33 protein-coding genes are annotated in these 24,778 nt (G+C 46.2%); 26 read left to right on the forward strand and 7 right to left on the reverse strand.

Features of this window, described 5'->3' with window-relative positions:
• Positions 1 to 119: 119 nt before the first annotated feature.
• The 6 genes from ACSF8W_RS06460 to ACSF8W_RS06485 all read left to right on the forward strand — a co-directional run bounded on the left by ACSF8W_RS06460 (position 120) and on the right by ACSF8W_RS06485 (position 5,139).
• Positions 120 to 1,253 (forward strand): PcfJ domain-containing protein, encoded by a 1,134-nt coding sequence (locus tag ACSF8W_RS06460; protein WP_500846066.1) that lies wholly within the window; start codon positions 120 to 122, stop codon positions 1,251 to 1,253.
• 223 nt (positions 1,254 to 1,476) lie between these two features.
• Positions 1,477 to 1,950 (forward strand): GNAT family N-acetyltransferase, encoded by a 474-nt coding sequence (locus ACSF8W_RS06465; RefSeq protein ID WP_500846068.1) that lies wholly within the window; start codon positions 1,477 to 1,479, stop codon positions 1,948 to 1,950.
• Between the two features lie 438 nt (positions 1,951 to 2,388).
• A complete protein-coding gene (locus tag ACSF8W_RS06470) occupies positions 2,389 to 3,333 on the forward strand; it encodes a bile acid:sodium symporter family protein (RefSeq protein WP_500846069.1) in 945 nt (314 codons plus the stop codon).
• A gap of 142 nt (positions 3,334 to 3,475) precedes the next feature.
• A complete protein-coding gene (locus ACSF8W_RS06475) occupies positions 3,476 to 3,919 on the forward strand; it encodes a GNAT family N-acetyltransferase (RefSeq protein ID WP_500846070.1) in 444 nt (147 codons plus the stop codon).
• A gap of 122 nt (positions 3,920 to 4,041) precedes the next feature.
• Positions 4,042 to 4,467: a hypothetical protein gene (locus ACSF8W_RS06480; RefSeq protein WP_500846072.1), complete on the forward strand. Its 426-nt coding sequence runs from the start codon at positions 4,042 to 4,044 to the stop codon at positions 4,465 to 4,467.
• 225 nt (positions 4,468 to 4,692) lie between these two features.
• A complete protein-coding gene (locus tag ACSF8W_RS06485) occupies positions 4,693 to 5,139 on the forward strand; it encodes a hypothetical protein (protein WP_500846074.1) in 447 nt (148 codons plus the stop codon).
• A gap of 196 nt (positions 5,140 to 5,335) precedes the next feature.
• Here ACSF8W_RS06485 and ACSF8W_RS06490 read toward each other — a convergent pair whose 3' ends face one another.
• Both ACSF8W_RS06490 and ACSF8W_RS06495 read right to left on the reverse strand, forming a co-directional pair.
• Positions 5,336 to 5,635, reverse strand: coding sequence for a hypothetical protein (locus ACSF8W_RS06490; RefSeq protein WP_500846076.1), 300 nt, complete (start codon positions 5,633 to 5,635; stop codon positions 5,336 to 5,338).
• A gap of 607 nt (positions 5,636 to 6,242) precedes the next feature.
• Positions 6,243 to 6,491, reverse strand: a complete 249-nt coding sequence (locus ACSF8W_RS06495) for a DUF3297 family protein (RefSeq protein WP_428477211.1) — start codon at positions 6,489 to 6,491, stop codon at positions 6,243 to 6,245.
• 316 nt (positions 6,492 to 6,807) lie between these two features.
• Here ACSF8W_RS06495 and ACSF8W_RS06500 point away from each other — a divergent pair, with 316 nt between their 5' ends.
• The 6 genes from ACSF8W_RS06500 to ACSF8W_RS06525 all read left to right on the forward strand — a co-directional run bounded on the left by ACSF8W_RS06500 (position 6,808) and on the right by ACSF8W_RS06525 (position 10,917).
• Positions 6,808 to 7,458, forward strand: a complete 651-nt coding sequence (locus ACSF8W_RS06500; protein WP_500846078.1) for a LysE family translocator — start codon at positions 6,808 to 6,810, stop codon at positions 7,456 to 7,458.
• Between the two features lie 71 nt (positions 7,459 to 7,529).
• Positions 7,530 to 8,177: a PH domain-containing protein gene (locus ACSF8W_RS06505; RefSeq protein WP_500846080.1), complete on the forward strand. Its 648-nt coding sequence runs from the start codon at positions 7,530 to 7,532 to the stop codon at positions 8,175 to 8,177.
• Between the two features lie 84 nt (positions 8,178 to 8,261).
• Positions 8,262 to 9,056 (forward strand): sulfite exporter TauE/SafE family protein, encoded by a 795-nt coding sequence (locus ACSF8W_RS06510; RefSeq protein WP_500846081.1) that lies wholly within the window; start codon positions 8,262 to 8,264, stop codon positions 9,054 to 9,056.
• A 269-nt stretch (positions 9,057 to 9,325) separates the two neighbouring features.
• Positions 9,326 to 9,796 (forward strand): GNAT family N-acetyltransferase, encoded by a 471-nt coding sequence (locus ACSF8W_RS06515; protein WP_500846083.1) that lies wholly within the window; start codon positions 9,326 to 9,328, stop codon positions 9,794 to 9,796.
• Between the two features lie 28 nt (positions 9,797 to 9,824).
• Positions 9,825 to 10,208: a ribosomal maturation YjgA family protein gene (locus ACSF8W_RS06520; RefSeq protein WP_500846085.1), complete on the forward strand. Its 384-nt coding sequence runs from the start codon at positions 9,825 to 9,827 to the stop codon at positions 10,206 to 10,208.
• A gap of 208 nt (positions 10,209 to 10,416) precedes the next feature.
• Positions 10,417 to 10,917, forward strand: coding sequence for an opioid growth factor receptor-related protein (locus ACSF8W_RS06525; RefSeq protein WP_500846086.1), 501 nt, complete (start codon positions 10,417 to 10,419; stop codon positions 10,915 to 10,917).
• 160 nt (positions 10,918 to 11,077) lie between these two features.
• Here ACSF8W_RS06525 and ACSF8W_RS06530 read toward each other — a convergent pair whose 3' ends face one another.
• Positions 11,078 to 11,365: a VcrB family reductive dehalogenase putative membrane anchor gene (locus ACSF8W_RS06530; RefSeq protein WP_500846088.1), complete on the reverse strand. Its 288-nt coding sequence runs from the start codon at positions 11,363 to 11,365 to the stop codon at positions 11,078 to 11,080.
• Position 11,366: 1 nt separating this feature from the next.
• Complete coding sequence (locus tag ACSF8W_RS06535) at positions 11,367 to 11,579, reverse strand: hypothetical protein (protein WP_500846089.1); 213 nt, start codon at positions 11,577 to 11,579, stop codon at positions 11,367 to 11,369.
• A 112-nt stretch (positions 11,580 to 11,691) separates the two neighbouring features.
• On the opposite strand from ACSF8W_RS06535, the gene ACSF8W_RS06540 reads away from it, so the two are divergent.
• From ACSF8W_RS06540 to ACSF8W_RS06555, 4 genes are all read left to right on the forward strand, one after another.
• Entirely contained in the window at positions 11,692 to 12,183 is a 492-nt protein-coding gene (locus ACSF8W_RS06540) for a 2TM domain-containing protein (RefSeq protein WP_500846679.1), read from the forward strand.
• Positions 12,184 to 12,462: 279 nt separating this feature from the next.
• Positions 12,463 to 13,278 (forward strand): rhombotarget lipoprotein, encoded by an 816-nt coding sequence (gene rhlP / locus ACSF8W_RS06545; protein WP_500846091.1) that lies wholly within the window; start codon positions 12,463 to 12,465, stop codon positions 13,276 to 13,278.
• Between the two features lie 54 nt (positions 13,279 to 13,332).
• Complete coding sequence (locus ACSF8W_RS06550; protein WP_500846092.1) at positions 13,333 to 13,785, forward strand: hypothetical protein; 453 nt, start codon at positions 13,333 to 13,335, stop codon at positions 13,783 to 13,785.
• Between the two features lie 260 nt (positions 13,786 to 14,045).
• The gene (locus tag ACSF8W_RS06555) at positions 14,046 to 14,342 is read left to right on the forward strand and encodes a hypothetical protein (protein ID WP_500846093.1); all 297 of its coding nucleotides are present in this window, start codon (positions 14,046 to 14,048) and stop codon (positions 14,340 to 14,342) included.
• 91 nt (positions 14,343 to 14,433) lie between these two features.
• Here the strand turns inward: ACSF8W_RS06555 and ACSF8W_RS06560 are convergent, their stop codons facing one another.
• Positions 14,434 to 14,865 carry an EamA family transporter gene (locus ACSF8W_RS06560; protein ID WP_500846094.1) on the reverse strand — a complete coding sequence of 144 codons (432 nt, stop codon included), beginning with the start codon at positions 14,863 to 14,865 and terminating at the stop codon, positions 14,434 to 14,436.
• Between the two features lie 309 nt (positions 14,866 to 15,174).
• Between ACSF8W_RS06560 and ACSF8W_RS06565 the strand changes: the two genes are divergently transcribed.
• The 10 genes from ACSF8W_RS06565 (at position 15,175) to ACSF8W_RS06610 (ending at position 23,296) form a co-directional block, all read left to right on the forward strand.
• Positions 15,175 to 15,711, forward strand: coding sequence for a YqgE/AlgH family protein (locus ACSF8W_RS06565; RefSeq protein WP_500846096.1), 537 nt, complete (start codon positions 15,175 to 15,177; stop codon positions 15,709 to 15,711).
• A 118-nt stretch (positions 15,712 to 15,829) separates the two neighbouring features.
• Positions 15,830 to 16,963, forward strand: coding sequence for a hypothetical protein (locus ACSF8W_RS06570; RefSeq protein WP_500846098.1), 1,134 nt, complete (start codon positions 15,830 to 15,832; stop codon positions 16,961 to 16,963).
• Between the two features lie 175 nt (positions 16,964 to 17,138).
• Entirely contained in the window at positions 17,139 to 19,157 is a 2,019-nt protein-coding gene (locus ACSF8W_RS06575; RefSeq protein WP_500846681.1) for a TonB-dependent receptor domain-containing protein, read from the forward strand.
• A 280-nt stretch (positions 19,158 to 19,437) separates the two neighbouring features.
• Complete coding sequence (locus ACSF8W_RS06580) at positions 19,438 to 21,201, forward strand: SEL1-like repeat protein (protein ID WP_500846099.1); 1,764 nt, start codon at positions 19,438 to 19,440, stop codon at positions 21,199 to 21,201.
• Entirely contained in the window at positions 21,198 to 21,482 is a 285-nt protein-coding gene (locus ACSF8W_RS06585) for a hypothetical protein (protein ID WP_500846101.1), read from the forward strand. Before ACSF8W_RS06580 ends, ACSF8W_RS06585 begins: the two co-directional genes overlap by 4 nt.
• A 139-nt stretch (positions 21,483 to 21,621) precedes the next feature.
• Positions 21,622 to 21,837 (forward strand): DUF4177 domain-containing protein, encoded by a 216-nt coding sequence (locus ACSF8W_RS06590; RefSeq protein WP_500846103.1) that lies wholly within the window; start codon positions 21,622 to 21,624, stop codon positions 21,835 to 21,837.
• A gap of 2 nt (positions 21,838 to 21,839) precedes the next feature.
• Complete coding sequence (yidD, locus tag ACSF8W_RS06595) at positions 21,840 to 22,064, forward strand: membrane protein insertion efficiency factor YidD (protein ID WP_500846105.1); 225 nt, start codon at positions 21,840 to 21,842, stop codon at positions 22,062 to 22,064.
• Complete coding sequence (locus ACSF8W_RS06600; protein WP_500846106.1) at positions 22,064 to 22,468, forward strand: TM2 domain-containing protein; 405 nt, start codon at positions 22,064 to 22,066, stop codon at positions 22,466 to 22,468. Before yidD ends, ACSF8W_RS06600 begins: the two co-directional genes overlap by 1 nt.
• A 19-nt stretch (positions 22,469 to 22,487) precedes the next feature.
• Positions 22,488 to 22,847, forward strand: a complete 360-nt coding sequence (locus ACSF8W_RS06605) for a hypothetical protein (RefSeq protein WP_500846108.1) — start codon at positions 22,488 to 22,490, stop codon at positions 22,845 to 22,847.
• A gap of 38 nt (positions 22,848 to 22,885) precedes the next feature.
• Positions 22,886 to 23,296, forward strand: a complete 411-nt coding sequence (locus tag ACSF8W_RS06610) for a hypothetical protein (RefSeq protein WP_500846110.1) — start codon at positions 22,886 to 22,888, stop codon at positions 23,294 to 23,296.
• Between the two features lie 170 nt (positions 23,297 to 23,466).
• On the opposite strand, the gene ACSF8W_RS06615 is transcribed toward ACSF8W_RS06610, so the two are convergent.
• Both ACSF8W_RS06615 and ACSF8W_RS06620 read right to left on the reverse strand, forming a co-directional pair.
• On the reverse strand, positions 23,467 to 24,045 hold the full coding sequence (locus tag ACSF8W_RS06615) for a 4Fe-4S binding protein (RefSeq protein WP_500846111.1): 579 nt from the start codon (positions 24,043 to 24,045) through the stop codon (positions 23,467 to 23,469).
• A gap of 77 nt (positions 24,046 to 24,122) precedes the next feature.
• Positions 24,123 to 24,776 (reverse strand): TorD/DmsD family molecular chaperone, encoded by a 654-nt coding sequence (locus ACSF8W_RS06620; protein WP_500846113.1) that lies wholly within the window; start codon positions 24,774 to 24,776, stop codon positions 24,123 to 24,125.
• Between the last annotated feature and the right edge of the window lie 2 nt (positions 24,777 to 24,778).

A 24,778-nucleotide genomic window follows, 5' to 3' on the forward strand; every position in this document is an offset into this window, starting at 1 on the left:
GCTTACAATCTCCCCATATATTGCCTTTCCTTTACCATCCCGCGTGCGCTAGTCCTACACAATCAAGTAGTGAGGACAAGAACTGATCTCTACAAAACCATCACAGGTAAAGAAACACGATGAGCACGACGATTACGATTCCAACCACCATGCTGGGTTTTAATTATGATATTGAATTAGACAATTGGCATAACAAGTTGAGCGGTTGCCGTGTTTATCAATCTGGTGAACAAGAGCCTTTGGATGGCGGATTGGGCATTGGTTTAGATTTATTGCGTGGAACGCCAGAGGCTGATCAATGGCTGGGTTCAATTCCTTCCGAACTGTTGACAGCGACCGAAATGTTTCCAGAGTACCAATATCAAATGTTGTGGTTAGCGGTGAACAGTGCAGGGGCAAGTCAAATTTTGCTAAGTCGTCCATTGCTGCTGGTATTGATCTGTGAAAAGCATTGTGTCGACAATGAGCAGGCATTGCAGGTGGCAAATATGGGTCAGCGAGAAATACTGTCTCAGTTGGGGTTTGACTCATCCAAATCAGCCCTCAAATTCATCGATAAACTGGATCTCACCTATCAACGTTCCAGTGAATTGCCCCATGTGATCAAGCAGCTTGATCGTGCTTTTTCGCGATTTACCGTGTTTAAGCATTATCACCGCGTGAATTACAGCGCATTGGCGTTGGATCACAGCCATCCCTTCTTAACGGGTACACGTCTTGGTGTGGCCATTGCTCACAGCCCTCGTCTTGAGCAGCGCAACTTGGTGACGTACTTATCTGATACTCTATCAATGGGCCTCGCGATTGGTGACGCTGATCCTGTCAAACGCGTGGAGCGCTTGGAAGGTATTGATCAACTTGTCGCACTGCATGATCAGTGGGTCGATATTCAATTGGAACAACGTTTTGAGGCGATGAAGCCTAAAAATACCGATAAGCCTTATCCTACCTGTTTACCTGATGATGATGGAATTCGACAAATTGTCGACTATGACGATTTGTGTATTGAGGCCAAAGAGCAGCGTCTTTGTATTGCGGTGTACCACAATCGTATTGCCGCTGGTCACTATGCGGTTTATCGCATGATGTCTCCTGAGCGAATGACAATTGGTATTTCAATTAATAGAAGAAAGGCTTTCCCATACGAAATTCAACAGATTGCGGGGTTCAAGAATGCCATTCCTTCTGAGCAAACACGGCAACAAGTGAGATCGTGGTTTGAGGCGGGAAAGCAGAAGATGGCTTTTGGGTGATTGCGGCGGTTCGTATATCTAATAAAAGCCATAGCTTCCATCTCAATGAGCGCGGACGCAATGCTGGTCAACGTCACAAGAATAATAGATCGCCCCTTGCGTTTTATGCTGTAAATGCGGTTTTGTGGGTCAGTTCCTTGTCTCTTGTCTTGTCACTATGGATACTGAAACGATGTTTGGCAAATCATGCCAGCCGTTCTGTTACATCCTATAGATTGAGAAGATGATGATAGTAAGATTGATGGAAAAATCGGATTTAAATGAGGCCGCAGAAGTGCATAAATTGGCTTTCGTGAGGCAGAAGCAATCTTATGAATGGCTTGAGTGTAACTATAATGCGTTCCCTCGCGTGTTATGCTTTGTCGCGGAAGAGGGGAGTGAGGTTGTCGGGTATATTATTTGGACGCAGAAAAGTGGTTTTCGTCCTGAAGTCGTATTGGAAATTGAGCAATTGGCCGTTACACCTCATCATCAAAGAAAAGGCATTGCTCGCAGGTTAATCATGGAATCTTTGCCATTAGTAAAGGCAAAGTTGGCACAGAATAATTCTGTATTGAAACATATATTTGTTACGACTCGGGCGGATAATTTTGCTCAGGCGTTGTATAAATCGACATTGGGGGCAGAAGTCGAAGCAACAATTACGCATTTATATTCCGCGGATGAAGTATTGATGATTGCACGCAACGTGAATTGAAAACATATTCCTTTAGTTTTGTGCGATCCGGTTTTTTATTCTGGTCTCTTTTTGTTGGCGGTTTCTTTTTATTGATGACAAAAGGAACCATTCATTACCAGAGGAAGGGTAAAAGCAAGTGATCTTGATGAACGCTGTATACACGGCGTATTGCATGGTGATAAAAAACATGTTTCATGGATTAATTGTTGGCTTTTTTGTGTTGTTAAAGCGGTAGTTTTCACTTTAGCGTTAAATTCTATCATGATGAACTACATATACGATTGGTGTTGGATTTAAATATCATATTGATATAGTGCTCTGTATTCGATGTCTGAAATATGAAATTATGATGTTAACCCCCTGATTGACTTACTCTGCATGTAGCTCAAAGTATCATGTGAGTAAAGAACAGGACGTGATCGTATAGTCGTATTTCATCATGAGAAGGATATCAAGATGCTAGGAAGGATCATTCAGCTGTTCCCTGTGTGGGCAGTTGTTTTTGCTGTGCTTGCGTATACTGTGCCCGAACTGTTTGTTGGGCTTAAAAATCAGATAGTCCCTTTGTTAACGATCATTATGTTGGCGATGGGAATCAGCTTATCCCCGAAAGATTTTATTAATGTCGCCAAACGTAAAAAAGCCGTTGGTGTTGGCGTTGTGCTGCAGTTTTTGATCATGCCATTAACGGCTTTGCTGATCAGTTTCTTGTTGGGCTTTAATGCGGAGCTCACTGTGGGTATGGTGTTGGTGGGCAGCGTCGCGGGCGGTACCTCTTCCAATGTGATGGCCTATCTGGCTAAAGGGGATGTCGCGTTATCTATTTCGATGACCGCAATTTCTACCTTGCTGGGTGTGGTGCTTACCCCCATATTGATTGAGTGGCTGGTGGGGCAAAGTGTGGATGTACCAGTCAGTGCTATGCTCGTGAGCTTGGTGAAAATCGTGTTGGTGCCGGTAGCGATAGGATTGGCGGTTAATACGCTGGCAGGGCGTATAGTCAATAAAGTTGCTCCTGTGTTACCGCTGATTTCTATGGTGGCCATTGTGATGATCATTGCGATTGTTGTGGCATTGAATGTGGATAATTTACGTACAGTTGGGCCATTAGTGGCATTGGCTGTTGTGCTGCATAATAGTTTAGGGCTAGCTGCAGGCTACTTCTGCTGTCGCTTACTCGGGTTTAATGAATCAATTTGCCGTACCGTAGCTTTTGAAGTTGGACTGCAAAATTCAGGGTTGGCCACGGCATTGGCTCTGAAATTTTTCACGCCATCCGCAGCGATTGCCGGTACGATTTTCTCGGTATGGCACAATATTTCCGGGTCTTTGTTGGCGGGTTATTGGGCCAAGCGGATTTGTAATTTGACGAATGAAAAGGAAGAAGAGAAAGCGGCATAATGACGTCAGTTTCGCAATATGAAGCCGAGTAGGTTGCTGCGAATAATGCTATTTATTCTTGGTAAATGGCATATTCTCTCGCGGTTCCTATTTCGCTCAGTTGTGAGTATGAGATCGAAGGCAATATAGGCAAGGAGGCCTAATGGAACTTATTTCACTCAATCGGATGGATGCGCTTTACGAGAAAGCATTGGATCTTCGCTATGATCTTTTCTTTCGTGAGCGAGGTTTACCGCGAGATATTTTGTTTGATTCTTTGGAGCACGAGAGTATTCATGTCGCCATCAAAGACGGTACTTCATTACTCGCTTATGGTCGACTGAGTCAAGAAGATGATCAGACATTCAAAATATCTCAAATGGTTGTGCAGCCTGATTATCAGGGACAAGGATTAGGTTTTAAGGTACTGACAAAATTGGTGGAAACAGCCCTAGAAATCGGTGCTCATGAGATTTATTTAAACGCAAGACTGCATGCTGTTCCGATGTACGAAAAGTTAGGGTTCGACATGACGGGCGAGACTTTTGTAGCCCAAAGTACGGGGGTACCTCATGTGAAAATGAGTAAGAGTGGCAGAGCCGGATGATGGGTGGAGCCTGCCTCATTGGTTATGTTGCTTTGCAAGAAACGTTGATGTCACTCGATATTGTCAGCCACTAACCCATTCATGACTGACTAACCCGTCATACTGCATGCAAGGAGGACAGTATGAAAATGTTAGTTGTCACAAATACGTTGGTGACCGTGCTTATCGGGTGGGCGATAGCATGGTTGGTTTCTCGAGGGGATTTCCTCGCGACAGCGTCTCACTATCCCGTTGATTTTATCTATATGGTGCTGGGCGTCGTTTTAGCTTTTTTTGTGTCGAACTTTTCAGTGAACGCTATTCAGCGAGGATCCTGGAAAATATCAGCCTTCATTTACACGATTTATTATTATGGGGCCTTTGGCCTATTTGCAGACGGACACCTTGCTGGTTGGAGCCATAGCGATGGGTTCATTGAGAAGTTATTGATGTCTGGTCTCTATATTTTTATCTCATTCTTTTCGGTATTTGTGCCGCTTGTCTTGATTGGGATTTCAATAGCACAGGCGTACTTACTGTCTATTTCCGTTGAGAATAGACAAATATAACGGCCATTCACAATCCCTACAGGAAAATGAAGGTCATGAACGAGCCTCATTTTTTATTTCGATGAAACGTTGCACTATTCTTCGATCACTCCCTGAGTTTTATCATAAGACGCATTGAATCGAAGCGGCACCATTGCAGCCATGTATGTTGCAATAGATACTGCATGAGAACAAATGAAGGAAGCACGGCTGTTGAGGCCGTCGACGCAGCATAAGGGAATGAGCATGAAAAAGTCTGTATTGGTATTGTTGTTAGCCTGCGGCCTGATGGGGGCACTGCCAGCGACAGCAGCCGGCCCCGCATCATTACATCTGGGATCGTGTGTGAATGATAATATGACCGGAAAAGAGCGTAAGGCACTGGCGAAATGGGTGTTCTTCGGGATGTCGGTGCACCCAGAAATGTCGCCGTATGCGAATGTGGCCAAAGTAGAAATCAAGAAATCCAATCAATATGTCGCCAAGTTAATTACGCGTTTGTTGACCCAAGATTGTGTGAATGAAACCAAAGTAGCGATGAAGACAGAAGGCTCATTGGCGATACAAGCCGCCTTTGAAATGGTCGGCAGCACAGCGATGCAAGAGCTGATCAATAATTCAGATGTTGCGAAAGCGATGGGCGGTTTTGAGCAGTACCTTAATCAAGCGGATTTCGCCACATTGGGTGAGTAATAAGATGAAAACTCCTCATGAAATCGAACAACTTTCGGTATGTAACGATGTGCCATTAGGGCTTTACCCATCATCGGGTTTTGTTCCTGTCTGAGATGCAGGTTTGGGTAACTGTGATTATTTGGGGGGATTGGTCATTGGGATAAACCGCAAGTGTTATTGGGATAAGGCTTGCGGTTTAAATGCTTATTAACGGTTATGCAGGTTGTGCTTCGTTAATTTTTGCAATAATTGGATCTTTGTTTGCCATGCAGTAGGCGACGAACTTTTCTTTTGGTAGCACCATGCGCACTGGCATCGGTAAACATTCGTAAGTATTTTCAAAGGCGGTCGTTAAAAATTCATCATCATTCATTTTATCGCCAGCCAGTGGCATCAAGCGCTCTAATATAATGCCCTCAATTTTTGGCCACTGTGATTGGATAAGATCGTTGATTTTGTTTGAATCGTCACCGGAAGCCATTTCTTGAGCTTTGCTTTTTAGTTTACCGAACATAATTTAATTACCATTTAAGTATTGGGTTACCGTCAATCTAAATCTTGAGGGGGGATCCTGTAAAGTTTATTACTCGGATATTATTAACTTAAAAGTGAATTATGCGACGAAGAGAAGGGTTTCTGCATTATTATTTTGGTTTTATTTTAATATTAGAGATATGTCATGATTCATACATTAATAAATAGGAAGTTTGATATTTACACTCTGTAAGAATAAAGCATTGATGAAATGTGGGGTGAGAGAATGAATTGTTGAAATAAATAAAATATTGTTCTCTGTGGTCCTATCTAAAATGTTGATTTTTTGTTTGTCTTGTTCGCGTGTTAATTAAATGTAAGAGCGCCCCCCTATGCAGATGCTTTGTTTTGTGCAGTACTTGAATTGGATGTAGCCTTGTCGAAATTACGTAAGGGTTTTCATATTAGGCTAATAATGTCTAGTGAAGGCTAAGGATAAGGATATACAACACGGTTGGACAGGCGGATACGCATGAGGACGGTAATCAAAATTCAGATAAAGGCGGGGAAACTCGAGAATGGCTGGGGCGAGCAAGGTAAAGAGGGCCTAATCATAGATAGGCCCTTTTATTCTGTAATGGAGCGAATTAGTTGTAAAACGCTTCAACAGTGCCTTTTAGCGTGATCAGAAGTGGCTGGCCGCGACGGTCTAGTGCTTTTGGTGATGGCACTTTAACCCAACCTTCGCTGATGCAGTATTCTTCAACGTCGAAACGCTCTTTGCCGTTCAGACGGATACCAATGTTGTGCTCAAAACATGCTGCTACGTGGTGTGGGCTACGTGGGTTGCATGATAGGTGATCAGGTAGAGCAGGTTGTGAAGTAGTATCGTTCATGTTCTTGGCTTCTAGAAAATAAAAAGTGCGATATTGTAGTCAATATAGACCCCACGCTCAATAGGTGCAGAAATAAATCCTTTTTCTTTGCATGGTTTATTAATTAACTGTTTTAAAAGTAATTAATTTGGCCATTCATCGCGCCATTCATTTATCTATCAATGAGATAAAACTGTTTTTCTGAAACAGACCGCTATTTTCTGTCCTTTTGCGTTTTTAGCATCGGCTTTCGGATGTTGGCGATTGCCAGTTGAACAATGGCAGAGGATACTGATAGGTAGCATATGTCATGCAAATAATAGGGAGATTATTGCGAATGGAAATGGGATTGCTTGGGGTGTTCATCACGGTTGCCGTTGCACATTTTTTGGCACTGTTAAGCCCGGGGCCGGACTTTGTCATTGTGGTAAAAAGTGCAGTGAGAAACAAAGGCAAAAATGCCTTGGGTGTGGCATTTGGGATCGCGGCGGCGAATGCTGTGTACATCGCGTTATGTCTGGTAGGGGTAGGGTCAATCTTAGCGGCGTCTGTGCCTGTGATGATTGCATTGAAACTCGTTGGTGGTTTGTTTTTGATTTACCTTGCCGTACAAGCGATACGGGCCAAAAAGAGCGCTTATAAGAATATTGATATTGAGGCTGACAGCACGCCGCATCACACCTCGTTTTTCCGAGAATTTTTTATCGGTTTCATGTCAGGGATCTTAAACCCTAAAAACCTGCTGTTTTATTTAAGCTTATTCACCGTAGTGCTCAACAGCGAAGTAGGGTTTTACTTTAAATTGGCGCTGGGTGTCTGGATGACCTTGGTGGTACTGATTTGGGACGCTGCCATCATTGCTTTGCTTTCCACGGAGAAAGTGCGGGGGCAGTTTACCCGTATTGCGTATTACATCGATAAAGTGACGGGCGCGATGCTGGGGCTGATTGGAGCCACTATCGTGAAATCGGCGGTGATACAGCAGTAACCTCTCGGTATTGTATTTCATAGCGACAATACAGATATGATGTTGTTGCTATGCTGCACAAGGTGGTGCGTATGTTAAGGCCTGAAATTATACCGCATTTTGATGATGTGCTTTCTGATGATGAGCCTGTGATATGGGCGACAGTACCGCACTATTACGCTTTTATATTGGCACCATTACTCTTTTTTATATTTTGTATCATATATGGTGTTTTAACATTAGATAGCATGATTGATGCGTTACAGATGCTCTATTCACAGGCGCACGCGTTGGTTATCACGGTCGATGGGGGTGGTACTGACTGGACGCTCATTAGCCGACATGTGTTGGGTATGGATGTGGGTAATCTATTACCGTTGCTGCTCATCGTTATTGCGGGTTTGAATTTATATCGTGTTACGCAAAGCCAGGCCAATACCTTCTATGTAAGAACGCCAAAAAGGCTGATACTAAAGTCGGGATTAGGAGGGCAAAATTATACCTCTATTCAGTTAGATAAGCTGACGGATTCACATGTGTCCGTCAGTTTTTTTGATGTGATGTTTAGAACGGGATCCATTGTTTTCTACACCGATCAAAAGGATGCTGATGGCAATAGAGTCAGTGCGGGTGTCATGAAATCTATCCCTCATCCTCGTGCGGCCTATAAGGAAATACATCGTAAGATTCCTAGTGGTGGGTGCGGTATAGACGAAGTGAGTTCCGATGAAATGGTGTAATCCCATCATGCCTTATAAACCCTTGGATTAATAAGGGCACTGTCATTACACTGCAGTGATTACTGATTGAGGTGAATAGAATCTATGTTAATCAATGCGGTGTATCTGCTGACTGGTGCATTTGGCGGGACGATTATTGGGGCATTAGGTAGCGGCAGTAGCCTTGTGATACTGCCGTTGTTAACGATCATTTTTGCCCATATCTTCCCCGAGAGTCTGTCACTGAATATTGCGGTTGCGACGTGCATGGCGACCTTGGTAGTGGGCAGCTTTTCTGGAGCGGTCAGCTACGCAAAATCTGGCCTGTATGATAAGCAGTTAGTCACCCTGTGTTTACCGGGTATTATTATCGGCGCGTTGATTGCGCCACAATTATCAGCCTTGATTTCCCCTTCTTGGCTCCGTTTGTATATCGGCCTACTGCTGTCAGGGATCGCCGTGTATAAATTGTTCCAAAGTGCCCGTCATCAGCCTGATACCGTGAAATCCGTTCAGCCAGTACTTTTGGTATTGGTCAGCGTAATCTGTGCCATTCTCAGCGGGTTGGCAGGTGTGGCATTGGGGATTTTGATGATCCCATTCTTAGCCCGCTATGCCTCGCATCAAATCACGTTAGGCACCAATTTACTATTAGCGGTGCCGTATTCAATGGTCGGTACGGCAGGGTATATCATGACAGGTTGGCACTTGACGCCCGCCGTGGGCGAAACGCCTTTTTTGTTAGGTTATATCTATTTGCCTGCGTTTTTGGCTATTGCGCTGACCATCGGTCTGTTCCCGCCGCTGGGCTTAAAACTGGCCAAGAAAGTCGGTAATACCATCATGCAGCGTGTGTTTTATGGCTACTTATTGTTGGCCGGTGTCTCGATGTTGCTGTAGCGCGTTGTCAGCGTTTATTGGTGATTTGAAATGCCTCGCGTTTCATTCTTCTCCATTGTTCGTCCTTCCGTTAACTGTGTAGTGTTGGGGGGCAGCGTCCTTTTTCCTGCTTTGCCGGCGCATCTTCATCTCGTTTTTGCTCAACATTTTCATTCCAATATTGATTACACCTATCAAATTTGGCAACGCACAGAAGGGAGCGCTGAGCAAAACACGTAAGATGGCGATAGCCGAGTAGAGAATTGAAACACGTGATAGGAAAAACAAGGATGTTAGTGAGACAAGCAAAACCGGATGAGTTAGCGGCCATTTACCTGATGGGATTCGATGTGTGGGGGGAGGACATTTCCCATCACGACTACCTGATCGAATGCCACAGCAGCGACAAATACGCGTTAGGTTCGTGGTATGTGTTGTTGGTAGACGCAATACCTGTTGCGTCATTGATTGTCTATGCCGCACATTTTGGATTAGCCCCGCAGTGCTACGGTATCGGTTCGGTAGCGACTGCGTCTGAACATCGTGGTAAGGGATATGCAAGCCAACTGGTACAGTTGGTGACTCAGACCTTATTGGAAGAGAAGAACGCCGAAGCGGTGTTCCTGCATGCCGATATTTCCTCCGATTTTTATGCGCGACTGGGCTATCAGTGCTTACAGAATACGGCCTGTATGGGACGTTTTAAGGCACCTCTTTCTCACCCCGCTGATTATCAAGGTGTATTGCCTCGGTATTTTTGATGTTGACTAGCCGAGAATGAAAATGAACATGCTACGTCTATGCTGGAAATCCCTGCTCATCAGTGTGCTGTTACTGTTAGTGCTGACATACATCGCCCTGTATGTGCGCGATCAGTTTGTGCGCCCGTTTTTGGGTGATGTTTTGGTGGTGATATGGCTCTATTACAGTTTGAAATCGGTGCTGAATGTGTCGGTAAACCGGTTGGCGTTGGGGGTGTTGTTTATCGCGTATGCGGTGGAGATCGCCCAGTACCTTAATGTGATTGCATGGCTGGGGGTAGAGCACATTAAAGCGGTGCGTATTATTTTTGGTGCGACGTTTGACCCGCTCGATTTACTGGCATACACCCTTGGCGCGTTCGCGGTGATAGGGGGCAATGTCGCTTACGAAAAATTTCATAAGGGCAGATGAGGTTATACTGCTTTTCAGACATATCATTTTGTATGAAAAGAGGTTTATTCGTGAAATATCTATCTGCATTTAGCCACTGGTGTCAACAGCCTGCGGGTTCAACCATGAAATTGTTCATGGGCGTTCTGTTGGCATATACCGTGTTTGTCTTGCTTCAGTCCTGAAGTGCCCCTGTTTTCATCACGTTGGTTAGACCGTGAGAGTGTGAATGAGCGAAATTGCTGCGTTTATGTTAGGTGAATGCCCTGATAAATTGGGACGTTCGATGGATCATCTTTTGGCGTTAGAACCGTTCTGGCTGGAACATGATCATAAGTATATTCAGGTGTTGTTCCCGATTGACGAGGGCACGAAGTTTAATCGCCATGCACCGTTAGTCACGCTGGCTGACCGCGAACAGTTTACCAATGATGCGGCATTACGGGCGGTGCACCTGCAAGCGTTGGATTTGATGTTGGATTTCTGGGGGATGACGCGTGATGGGGAGACAATATCAGCCGTGTTACCGCTGACCCCTGCGACACATGTGTGGCTGAAAGTGCATGATCATAATCAGCTACGTTTAACGCGAGTGATCCGCAGCTTGGCGTTGCTGGGCAATCCGGTGATAGCGGCGAGCTTGAGTGAGTGTGTGTTGGCGGCCGCCGCACAAATGGGGTCGGTGTCAGAGAAAACCCGTTACCATTGGCAGCAAGCCTTGGTGATATGAGTGTGATGTTGCAGGTGCTTTGAAGCTTTGAAGCTTTTAAGTTTTGAAGCTTGAAGCCCTGAATTTTTGAAACACGGAATAACCATAAGGCCACACGGCAGGTGACGCTATATCACCGATGCCCGTGTGGCCTTATTGATGCAGGGGGATGGATTATGCTTTATGACAACGCCGCGATTTTCTTCGGTACGATCAAGCGTTTCCACGTCAGGTTAAGCAAAATGATCCCCGGCAGGCCAAAGCACACCAGCCCCATCGCGTCTGATTGAGGTTCCCCTTCCGCAAACGAGGCCCATGACCAGCCGATACAAATCCACAGGATGCCAAACGCTGATGCCAGCGCAAGGTTGGTGATCCATTTCATCTGGTAGCGCTTGCTCAGGTGGACATAGCCCCATGCTGCGCCGATGGTCATCATGCCCATCAAATACCACATCAATCCAATCATGTTATTTCTCCTTGTCCGACAGCCAGAATTTATCGACGGCTTTGTCGATTTCCATATTGCCGTAGCCAAATAGAATGTCTGCTTCTGTCATCATCTTATGGACAAATCCCGTGGTGACGGTGTTAGAGGCATCAATCAGGCGGTGGTGCCAGAAGTCCGGTTTGTTCCACGGACAAGCTTTAATGCAGACATCGTTGTGTGTGCTTGGTCGCATTTGTAAGTCTTTGATTATCAATGTGTGTCATGCGTTTGTCAGGTAAATGTCGTTACGCTATAACTGATTTTAATCGTACATTGGGTATCGACAACGCAGAAAGGACTTAATGATGATAATTCGGAAATTACGATTACAACGCGGTTGGTCTCAAGACCAGTTAGCTGAAATGAGCGGCTTGAGCATTCGCACCGTGCAGCGTATCGAACGTGGTCAGAAACCCGGTTTGGAGTCATTAAAATCCTTGGCTGCCGTATTTGAAACGACTGTCGCTGAACTTCAGCAGGAGCCCGATATGCAAAAGGATAGTAACGAGCGCGTCATTCCCTCTGTCACCTTGGCGGAAGAGGAGCAATCTGTCATTGAACAGGTAAAAGAAATAAAAGGCTTCTACTCGCATTTGATCACGTATGTCACCGTCATTACCGGTTTGTTTATTTTCAATTACGTCACCGATCCCACGTATATGTGGGCATGGTGGCCGGCATTTGGCTGGGGCATTGGTATCGTGAGCCATGGAATGAGTGCGTTTGAGGTGTTCAATTTCTTTGGCCCTGAATGGGAAAAGAAGCAAATTGAAAAACGATTAGGGCGAAAGCTATAGCGCGCTGTCAGTACAAAATATACGATGGCCTACTGCGGATAACCGCCAGCGGTAGGCGTCTTTTGTGGTTTTTCTTCCCCCCATCGGCCTACGTTTGATTTCATCGGCTACACTTTTATTTTGAACGGTGTTTTTTATTGCGAGCGACCCCAAAGAAATGGGGCGCTCACTTTGCCTACGATAGGCATCGTCGCTTATGTTGGGCATCTCATGTAGAGAGCCTTATGTTGAGGCGTTAGACATGACCGGGTAAGCCAAAGGCAGAATAAGGAGATGACGATGATAAAAGGATTGGGTGTAATACTGTTGGCACTGGTGCTGATGGGGTGTGCAGATAGAACGACAAATGTGACGGCATCAAGCAGTTTGGTGGATTTCCTTTACCCAAAAAGGGGGGATTATGTGGAGCATGAACCGGAAATGCCAACGCTGACGTTGCCTGTCAACATGGGGATTGCGTTTGTGCCTGCCAGCTATTCCAGCGGTTCAATGCATCTGTCAGCGAAAGAGAAACATGACATTTTAAAGCGGGTGAAGGACGAGTTTATTCAATTGAATTATGTCCACCGGATTGAAATTATTTCGGATAACTACCTGACTCCGGGAGGGAGTTTTGAGACGTTAGACCAGCTATCTCGGTTGTATAATATTGATTTGATAGCGCTGGTTTCTTATGACCAAGTCTCACGCAGTAATGAAAACAATGCCTCACTGCTGTATTGGACGATTGCCGGTATGTATTTGATCCCCGGTAATAGCAATACCACGCAAACCTTTATTGATACGGCGCTATTTGATATCGATAGCCGCAAAATGCTGTTTCGAGCCCCAGGGATCAGCAAAGTCGGGAGCCTGTCGACGGCTGTGGGGGTGGATGAATCCCTGCATGAAGACACCACTGAAGGCTTTGATTTAGCGGTGAACGACATGGTAACTAACCTGAATACGGAATTGGATACGTTCAAAATACGGGTAAAAGAAGAGAAGATTGCGCACGTTGAAACACGAGAGGGCTTCAGCTTGGGCGGTGGCAGTGTGGGTGGCGGAGCCTTGTTGGGAATGCTATGGCTCGCTTTTATCCGAAGAAAACGATAAACACATTGGCAACAAAGGAAAGCAATCAATGAGACAAGTAGGGAGACACCGTGAATGAAAATTAAACATTTATCACTCAGTGCCAAGCAGCCTCAGCGTTGTGCGACGATATTAGCCGCACTCACGGGGGGTGAGGCTAAGCCGTTCCCGTCTCCGACCATGGAAAACGCTTGGCTGTGTGTGTGGGATGAAGCCAACAATGCACTGATTGAGTTTATCCCTCATGACTACGCGTTATGCTATGGCGAACACGGGGCGGTGTATGAGCGCCAAGCGCATCCGGTCGCCTTTAATGCAGCTCATGTGATGTTGGAGGCGAACAAAAGTATCGATGAGTTGGCCGGTTTAGCCGACATCTATGGGTTGGTACACCGTTTCCGGCCACGGTTTGGCGGCCCGTTGTATGAAGTGTGGCTCGAAGCGTCGCTATTGGTCGAGTTTTGTTCGCCAGAGATTCAGGCTTACGCTGAGAAAAAACGTGAGCGGTCGTCAATGTCTGGTATGTGATGGCTTGAACGGCTTAGGCATATAACCTGCTGATATAGTCTGTATCTACGGTGTGTTTTTCTTCATTATTCCCTTTCGGCTGGTATTGATATTTTACATAGACCAATTCTTCATAATAAGCTGCGACCAGCTTGCATTTTGCGGGTTGTGATTGGCGTGAAAGGCATAGGCCTAATGCGGTTAATAGATAGTGTTTTGAGTTAGCGGCATAAAAGAATCGGCGCCATTGAGCAACCATTGGAAGGGATTAATGAGGATGTATGAACAGAATTGTCATCATGAAAAGTGCGTCGCAAAAATTGGCTTATGTAGCGACCAATAAAAAATATTTAGATATGTCAGTGTCGGATGTTGCTGCTGATTGGGAAAAAAATTACCGAAATGCGCAGCCTAAACAAATTAAAAATGAAAAACATATCTTACAAATGGCACGGGCGGCCGACTTCACTGTGGAGCTGGGCGCGCTCATTGAGCCAGTGATTCATGAGCAGAATAAAGCCAGAAAAGCGGTGATTGCTTCTCTCATTGAATCTGGCTGGACTGTGCTGAATCAATAGCGGGTCGTGTGCCAAAATAGCGCACAGTACCAGTCTCAGGAAAAGGGCGATGTATTCGCCCTTTTTGCCGTTCAGCGGATTGCTGCGCGACTTATCCCTGCCAAGCGACCAAAATCACACCCGCCGTGATCAACATAATGCCCAACCAGTTAATGCTGCTCAGTTGTTCCCCTAATAGCACCACACTGAAAATGGCCACGAATACCACGCTGAGTTTATCAACGGGGGCGACTTGTGCCGCTTGCCCAAGGTGCATGGCGCGAAAGTAGCAAAGCCATGATGCGCCGGTTGCCAAGCCAGATAAGACCAAAAAGGTTAAACCGCGGCCAGATAGGGTACTCAGTGGCTGGAATTGTTTTGTGAAATAAGCAATGCCACCAACAAGCACAAGGATGACGCAGGTGCGAATAAAGGTCGCAAAATCAGAATTGATATTATTGACGCCCAGCTTGGTTAATACGGCGGTCATCGCCGCAAATACCGCAGAAAGTAAAGCCCAGAACAACCAAGATGTGTTCAACATGTTTCGCTCCGAAAAAAGGTAGCCAGAGGTGATAGGTGCATTAATGAGACGCATCCGCAATGATGCAAAGGCCGCCGCGGAGTATACCTAGCGATACTATTGACGTCATTGCTACCAGAGTAAAGCTGTGTAAATCCGGCAGAAAAGGAGAGAGGGTTACGTTAGGGGTATCGATGAATGCGCGCGGTTGTTTGAAAGCAGGAAAAGCGGCCTTTGAAGCGCCTCGCACTTATGTAACGTGAGCAAGCAAGGACGGCATCAGTCTGGCACATTGAGTCTATTCCTTTGATTTTATTGAATGAGAACATCATGGCAAGCTTTCTAACTGACAGTATTATTGTTGCTAACCCCGCCATTGGGGATGTCCCTAAATTTAAGCCAATTGCAAATCGATTGGTCTATATCGTCGAACATAACAAAGACGGTGCGGTGGGCGTGTCGCTCAATAACAACTACATCAAACCGTTTAATGATATCGCGGACGTGTTGCCGGTATTGAAAGCCGTTGATCCCGCATCGCTGCTTAATGACAAACTGTTTGGCGGTGGCCCATTATTTACCGATCGCGCGTGGATTTTAGGTAAAAATAAGACGACATACAGCGAAACACTGGCCAATGACCACCTAGCGCTGAACTTCTCACTGCAAGCTTTTGCGGAGAACCTACCTGAACACCTTTCTTCTTGCGGCATTGGCACGTTTGGCTGGGGGCCGGGGCAATTGGAAAAAGAGCTAGGTGCGCAACTTTGGCACTACTTTCCGGCAGAGCCAGCCTTCTTGGATGCTATTCCATTAGAAGGATCTTACAAAGGTGCGGTTGATATTATCAAAGCTATGAAGGCGTAATATCGTCACAAATCCGCATTCATGCTACGGCTTCTAAATGTAAGTGATATTCGTTATCATCTTTTTCTTTTCACATGGTGACAATACGTCATCATGGTATGGACAGGAGAAACGCAGGATGCGATCGCAATATCACTTATCCCATTTACGAAAACGCTGTAAATATACTGTACTTGGCGGCGGACTATGGTTATTTGGCCTAACCGGTTGTGAATACCTGCCGCATGATGCCAACGTCACACTGCCTCCATCTGCTATCCAAACGGTGATTGAACAAACTCGACCTGCAAATACCGCGATCATGCAGGCGTTCGAGCAGCATGACTTGGTCGCTATCGGCGATTACCACTGGAATGACGCTTTTATCGACTATGCCATTACGCTGATTCAATCACCGGTGTTTTCTGAGCAGGTGCAGCACATCGTGGTGGAATTTGGGAATGGGCAGTATCAATCCATTATCGATGATTATGTGGCAGGCAAGGCGGTCAGTGACGCGCAAGTGCAGGCTGCTTTGCGTGGTTCTTTGTACTTTATGGCATGGGCGCCAGATGTGTATGGTCGCTTTTTTGCCGCTGTACGAGCGCGTAATGCACAACTTCCCCCTGATCAACAGCTTCATGTACACCTTGCCGAGGCTCCGTTTGACTGGTTAACCCTGCGCGATAAACAGGTATGGCAACAGGCGGCACAGTCAAAGACAGATCATTTCTATCAGGTAGTAACCGAGCGCCTTCAACAACAGCAAAAAGCCTTGCTGATCTTCGGTGCCTTCCATTTGATTTCCTCCCCACATGACTTTGTGCAAAGCGAAGCGGAATCCTCATGGCCGCTGGCTACCCGCTTACACACCCATTATCCCGACAGCCTTTATACCCTTTGGCCGCTGACAGAACCGGCCGTGGTATCGGCGTATCAGGCGTTGCCTGCTCCCTCAGTAATCCCCGTAAAAACCACCCCGATACAGTCAGAACGTATGATAGACATGTTGCCCAAAGCGCGCTTCAAGTTAGCCGAAATGGGTGAGAGGGAGGCCAAGGTCGGAGACTTGTTTGATGCGTTTTTGTATCTCGGTGAGAGTGAGCGCAGCACCTTGTTTCCACGCAGCGTGATGGACGATATCGCTTGGATGGCGGAAATGCAGCGCAGGGTTGACTTGATTGGCGGGAAAATGCAAAAACGCTTCAATGAGATCCGCCGGAACAGTGAAGCCCATTACCGCACGGTGAATGAAAAAATATCTGCCCGCTAGCTATCGAGGCACTGAAATCTCGATGGGATTTTCATGTGCTTGCAGGGGAATTTATGGAACTGTCACACACTTAATGTTAAATGATAATTGTTATCATTGAGATCGTTGGTTTTGTTGATTAAGGTCTCGGGCTTATTTACGGACCTTCTCAAAACAAGGATGTGTGATGAGTACTATCAAGCCCTTTGCGTCTCCTGCCGTACTGCTGCCGACTCTATTGAGCAGTGCAATATTGGCTGCTTTTTCTTCGTCGGTCTGGTCTTCTGAGGAGCGGGCCTATTCGGAAAAGCCTTCTGAAGAACGGCCTTCACAGGTAGTCCATGATGATACGCCGGTGCAAGCGTTGGATCGCATGGTCGTGACAGCCACCTTAACCGAGCACAGTGAGCTGACCGCGCCTGCGTCTGTGTCGGTGATCACCGCAGAAGATATTGCCAAAATGCCGGTGAAAGATCTGTCTGAGGCGATCCGAAGCAGTACGGGGGTGAATATTGAAAGCAGCACCGCATATGGTCGTAATAGTATTCGCATTCGAGGCTTAGACGGTAAGCACACCCTGTTACTCATTAATGGTCGTCGCATTCATTCTCAAGATGCTTTGATCCGAGGAAACGATTTTGACTTAGCCACCATTCCATTAACGGCGATTTCCCGCATAGAAGTGGTGCGCGGTCCGGTTTCTTCGCTGTACGGGTTGGAAGCGATGGGCGGTGTGGTGAATGTGATCCTCAAACGCCCAACGGAAACCTTGTCAGGCTCTGTCGGGGTGGAATATGAACACCTACTAGAAGGGGACGGTGGTGCCGGCATGAAAACGAATGGCTATATCAGTGGTCATCTAACGGACAAGCTTGCCGGCACCTTGATTGTTGAACGCGCCGATCGTTCACCATGGCGCACAGACGAAAACCCAGAGGTGGATGCCTTAGAAGCGCGCGAAAATACCAATGTGATGTCAGAGCTGCGTTGGGATATCAATGCCCAGCAAGCCATGATTGCCGATTTGTATTACACCCGTGACAGTCGCGAGGCTGACTGGTTGCACCCGCGTACCGGCCCGCACACCAATACGCAAGACTCGACCCGTTGGAATTATGGCTTAACCCATGAAGGGGCATGGTCATGGGCAGACTCGGAAGTGCGCGTATACGGTGAAACCATGAAACTGGACGATGCCAGTACCGCTTACAGTAATGGGTCAGCGGAGGTTGAGCTGCAAAATACCACGTTTGATTTCAAACTGCTGGGGCTAGCATGGGATCAACATGAGTGGGTCTTTGGAGGGGAGTACCGCACCTCTGAGTTAGACAATGATCGGGACTTGGCATCAGGCCGTGCAGACAACTATCAAGGTGCGGTTTATGCGCAAGCGGAGTTGGATTTCGATGAATTATTACTGACATTAGGTGCGCGTCAGGACTTCCATGACGTGTATGGCGAGCATTTTAGTCCCCGTGCTTATGCGGTGTATCGTGTGACCGATGAATTCGTGTTGAAAGGGGGCGCGGGCGGTGGTTTTCGTGCGCCGGGGATCATGGAAAGCAGCGATGAAGTGCGGGTGATCAGCTGTGGTAACCGTTGTTGGTTAACTGGCAATGATGACTTAGAGCCGGAAAAATCGAAAAGCTATGAACTGGGCGCAGCTTATGAATCGTTGACCTTGGGCGCAGGCATCACTTATTTCCATACTGAATTGAAAAACAAAATTGAGCGCGACCTCACCGCCCCAGTGGGAAGTGAGGGTGTCATGCCAATCTTCACGTATCAAAACATCGGTAAAGCGAAGATCCAAGGGATAGAGTTTGAAACCTGGTATGACGTGAATGATCGACTTCGTGCGGCGTTTAATTACACCTATACCGATGCAGAAGATACCGCAACGGGCGAGACCTTGCAGAAAACCCCACGCCATTTAGCGAATCTGGATGTGAACTGGCAAGTGACCGATCCCTTAACCGCTTTCATGCGGGTGAACTACATTGGCGAGCAGGTGATCACCAACCCAAGCCGCGAGAACGTCACGGTCAGCGGATATAGTTTGGTGGGTTTAGGCGCATCCTATCAGTTTGAAGCACTGACGCTGAAAGGCGGCGTGAACAACTTGTTTAACACCGTATTGGACGAAGAAGATGATTATTACGGCTATACCGAAAAGGGGCGTAGTGTCTTTTTGAATGCCACGGTCGCGTTTTAATACAATAGTCGCGTTTTAAAATAACAGTCGCGTTTTATTTCAGATAAAAACATAAACAACCATGAATGGTTGGCTAGCACCTCCAGCTTCTCTGTGCAACTCACGAATTATATTCGTGATATGTGCAGGGAGGCTGTGTTGTTTTATGTGTTTATCAATTGTAAGTGCTCAGATTTTATCTTGATATGTATCGAAGGGCTAAAAAGGGGCCGCCATTTAAGGGGCAGGGGTATGGTATAAATCAGCGCCTATTTATCGTTGTACAGGGAAGGATTCGCTTGTGGGTGTTTTTATTGGTTTTATCGCGATTGTGGCGCTAGTGATGTATGTTTTTGCGGACAAAATAAAACGGGCGCTGTTCAACCGATTAAATCCGATGCGGTATTTTTTGCCTGAGTATCAGCGCGAATTGCCGTCAAAGTACACGCCAGATAGCATACCCATGTTGCAGACGAAAGCTGACGCCGGAGAATTCATGGCAGCGGTGACTATTGCCCAAATATATACGAAATATGCGACGTTACAGAATGATAAAAATATAACGCAACCTGCGTATTGGTATACCAAAGCCGCTGAACTTGATGAGGATTATCAGCAGCATTGTTTTACTTTTTTAGAAGGGGGCATGTTGCCCAATGGTGATATTTACCCAGATGCGGATGCCTTGCTGGAGACATTGTTAACCGTGAAGGCGGAGCAAGGTGATGTAAAACAGCAATGTGCATTGGGGGCATTTTATTCTCATCGCCCACAATGTGACCCTCAGAAGGAAAAAGCCAAGCAATGGCTACGCACTGCCGCAGATGGACAGTCAGGTGACGCATTATTTTTGCTTGGAAAAATGGCTTTAGAGTCGGCGGAATGTAATGCGGCATCGGAAAAAATAGAACCACCGAAGAAGCCAGAACCATCTCTATTTGGAACTCATCCTAAAAGACACAGTATTTTTGATTCCCCCGCAATAGAAGCAGAGGTTGAAGCAGAAGCGAGCAAGAAGTCCTCATTAGAGGATGCGGCCATCTATGCGCGTCAGTATTTTTCGCAAGCGGCACAATTAGGGCATACCGAAGGCCGGATCCACTATATACGTACCTTGATTGAGGGCATCGGTGGTGATAAAGCATTAGATCTGGCGGAAGCAGAGATTGAAGCCTTGGTGGCAGCTCAGAAAGAGAATGAAAGCCCATCACTCTTGGGTACCATCGGTCAGTTGTATATTGAACTGGGGGATGTCGAAAAAGCGTGTGCCTGGTTTGAGGGATTGACGCCTCCTGAGTTGGATATCAGTAAGTTTGAGTACGCCCATTTTTTACTGACGCATAAACATGATGAAGCCACATACCAACAGGTGTTTACTTGGTTGAATGAATTGGCGTTGGATTGGGATTTTGGTGCATTGGAACTTTTAGGCCAAATGTATGAAAAGGGGTTAGGTCGACCAAGGCAAAAATCCACAGCCAGTATGTATTATCAATTAGCCGCTCACTATTATTACCCTGAAGCTATTCAATCAGAGCGCCGCATTGCGAGTGTGATGAGTCAAGCCGATAAACAAATCACGGCAGACATGCTTGTGGAATATCGAACCAAACATCCCATTACACCAGAGAAGCAAGAGTTGCTAGATTGTTCATCCGCTTCTCACTTACTTTCACGTGAAGGTGTGACGCAAGCGGAAACGGAAGAATGTATTCGTATATTCACGAAGTATTTGGAAGAGGGATTTGGTGCGGGATTAGATGCACTCATTGATATTTTATATAAGCAAAGACGAGATAGCGAATGCGCACTTTGGTTGGATGTTCGACGTGTATTGTGTGTTAAAACAATGTCGTTGTTTTCACCGTGTTATCAAAAATCCCAGCAGTGGCGCGAAATATTGGGCCGCTTAGATAATGAAGAGATTGAAGCTATTCATGGTCAGTCAAAACGTATTGCGGAGAAAGTGGATAAGAATCTAATGGGAAGATTCAATGATATTTTTTTCGATGCGCTTGAACAGGCCGATAAAGATAAAGAGCAAAACAAGGAAGTTAAACAATGAAATGCCCTGGTTGTAAAAGCAAGATTGATGAAAACACGGCACGAAAAGACGCTGACGGTGAGGACAAAGCACGTTGTCCTGCATGCAAAGCGTTGTTGAAAGAAGATCCGAATGCGGGAAGGCTACTGAATATCGGTTTCTTTACTTGGCTTGCGGGCACCGTGGGGAAATCGTTCATTGATGGCACTCCTGAAGTAATGATGTTGCTGAACATCCCCGTGTTGATCGGTTTGGTGATGATCGCTGCGTGGTTTTTGCGCGGGAAATGGTTGGTGGCCTAATTTACATCAACAAACCGTAACAATTACGATAGCTTTTGTTATCTCCGTTTCGGTTTGTTCAGGTATGATGCAGCTTGGCAGCGAGTGCGCTGTTTTGTATGGGTTTTATTTGATTTTGTGTTTATAAGAGAGCGTCAGAATGGCAAATTTTTCAGAATATAAAGTAGTTCACATTGTGGAAGGCGGCTGTGGTACCTTGTTGTTTGGGGCGAGCGGTTTGCCTATCCAAAAAATGGAAGCAGAGTTGAACAAGTACGCGCAAGATGGTTGGCAGTTGGCGTTTCAGACCGTTGAAAGCAAGCGTTACATGCTGTTTTGGCAGCGTGAAGCGGTGATCATCACGCTAGGCCGTTAATCTTGTTTAAGGCCACATCGCTAAAATTGATCCGCTATTACCAAGGTAAGGGCGGATCAAAAGTCCTCTTTAATATTGAGTGCAATTTTGAGCCTTCGTGTTCAGAATACACCAAGCAATGCATCATCAAATACGGGGCAATCAAAGGATGGCAATTGGGGCTGGCACGGATCCGGCGCTGTAACCAACCTGATTTAGTCGAAAAAATTCAAGATGAGGTGCCGTAATGTCACGATCTGAGTCAATGGAAGCATTAGAAGCCAAAGAAGAGCAACTGCGCACTTTGGTTGCTGACCTAGCGCCTGAGCAGAGAAAACGTTTTTTTATCGAACAAACGAAGCAGCTGAAAGATCCTGATACGTACGCGGCGCTCAATTGGCTGTTTCTTGGCGGTTTTCACCACCTCTATCTGCGTAAATATTTGATTTTTGCCGTAGAGTTTACGCTGCTGATCATCGCTATTATTGCCTTGGTGATGGGTTTTATCTACGCCGTGGTGATCTTGATTGCGATCTCGCTGTATGAACTGCCGCAGTTGTTCTATTCGCAGAAAATTGCCCGCCAGTATAACTACAACCTGTCGATGCAGATCTATCAGGATGTGAAAGGTCATTCGGTGTTAAACCGCTAACTGGGCATGAAAGGATCGCATGAGTGTAATGAAATGGATAGCAATGGGATGGTTGTTAGGACTGTCCCCCTTGGCGTTTGCCACCACGGTCGTCTCAGATAACTTTGTGATAGAAATTATAGATAGTTGCATGAATGGTGATGTCACCTGTGATGATGTGCAATTTACGCTAAAAGTCACGGGTGAAAATGAAGGTAAAACTTATGCAGGAAGCGCTCTCTATACACAATGTATGGATGGTAAAGCACCGTGTGTATTGAAGGGCTACCGGTTTGATGCCGATGGGGTGAAGTATGAATTATGTCGCTCTGGCACATTGCAAGTACTTAGTCCTGAAGGGATGCCTTTATTGACCGAAGTTGCAACGTGGTCGGAATAGGGCGTTGTTGTTTCAGTATTTGATATAGGTGTTCATGGATGAAAAAACGTTTGTTGTTTGGCCTGTTTGTTTTGGCTATGCCCTTTCAGACGTTATCAAATGAAGCGGAAACATGCGATAAAGTCGCGACGATGCCTGCTGTAGAAGGCCATATTGCTTCATATGTTTGGCAAGGAATAGATTCCGATAGTGAAGAACTGATTACAAGAAATTACTTTATCTTTGATGATGGTGACCAACTCATCATCGAAAATAAGTACTGCACGATGAATAACTATATCATCGACTATTCTTCTACAAAATTAGATCCAGTACGTGTTGAACGGCGTATTGCTTCGTTCATTAGCCGTATTCAGAAAAAATATAATGCTGATATTGATACTGACTTTTTCCAATCAGCTTGGAGCTGTAAGGCTGAGTTATCGGGAAAGTTTCTGTCGATACGATGAATGTCGAGATAGAAAGTCGTAAATCTTACCGAGAGGATGCTATTTTGCGAGAGCATTTTTTCATTTATATGTCTATCGGTGGGCTTGCATAACGTTTATCGTTAAAGCAGTTCATTAGAAAACGTGATTTTTTAAGGCAGCCAATGAGTAGTGGGCTGCCTTTTTGTATCTTACTCTGCAGGCGCTTCCTGAACCTTCGGCGTGATGGGCGATAGCGTAAAACTGATCGCGCCCATCGGGCAGGCGGTTCGGCATTGGCCGCAGCCGTTGCATTTGTCTTTGATCACTTCTGGGCGTTTTTCATTAAGATCAATCGCCTGTTGCGGGCAGTCCGCGGCGCACATGTCGCAGTAGCCGTAGAGCATGCGACGGCAAGACCCGCTGAAGACTGGGATCATGCCCGTTGAGTGACAGGTGTTACTCAGTGCCAAGGTCGGGCAAGCGCGTTGGCATTCCCCGCAGTCGGTGCAGAAGTTACAGTCGAGATGCAGTTCCGGTTTGCCATTGATCATGCTGATCACATGTTGCGGGCAGGCTTTTTCACACGCACCACAACCGTCACACAGTTTGGCTAGCAAGGTTTCATCCACCGCTGTCGGTGGGCGTGCCACCAAACGAGTGAAGGGTTCAACGACCGCTTGCTGTTGAGTTTTCTTGGCGCCAGACAGCAACCCTCGGAATAATCCTCGGCGGCTGATCTGCTTGTGCTCCATTACGGCTTGGTAATACTTTTCGCTTTTTTCCGTCATGGTGTACTTTTCCGCGTGCTCGGTAGTAGGAGAAGGCAGCACATCCTTTCAATAAAGCATTGTACTGCCTGTGTGCGCTATCGGTACAAACGTACGATACGGTAATCGGCTTTGGTCAGTTGCGCCAACTGGCGCAGGGTGCCTTCTGCGGCAAGACTCATGCCTTTGTAAAAATCCGTCGTCGCTTCATCACGCATGATGTGCAGCATGCGCGGTGCCCACGGTAATACGTGTTCACTCAAAAACTTCTCTAGGGCACACAATAGCGGAGAGGGCTGGTCGTCAGCAATGTCTTGTTGCAGCGCCATTTCACATAAATGTGCAATAAAGCAGAAAATCAGGCCGATGTGATCGTCTGGCTCGTGTTCGCCAGTATCAATTTCCACACCAAACTGTAGATAGAATTGTTTAATGGCCGCGGTTGGCGCGCCAAACAAGGTTTGTTCTTCCGTCAGGTACACGGATGCCCACGGTGCCGCTTTAAGTGCATTAGGGCCGATGAACAGGTCGGCAAAGTCTTGCTTAATCGCTGCCATGTCTGGTTGCGTGCTCAGTAGGGCTAAGCCTTGTGCCAGAGAATCGTTATCCACATCCAACGGCCACTGCGCAATTAACGACTCTTGGTAAATTGGGTCGATGAAATCCGCGCTAGGGGCTTGGTGAAACGCCTGATAGAAGAAACGGCTCACTAGCGATAAACCGGCTAGGGTGTGAAATTGTTGCTCTGTCATAA

Source organism: Photobacterium sp. 270122K, from assembly GCF_059941365.1.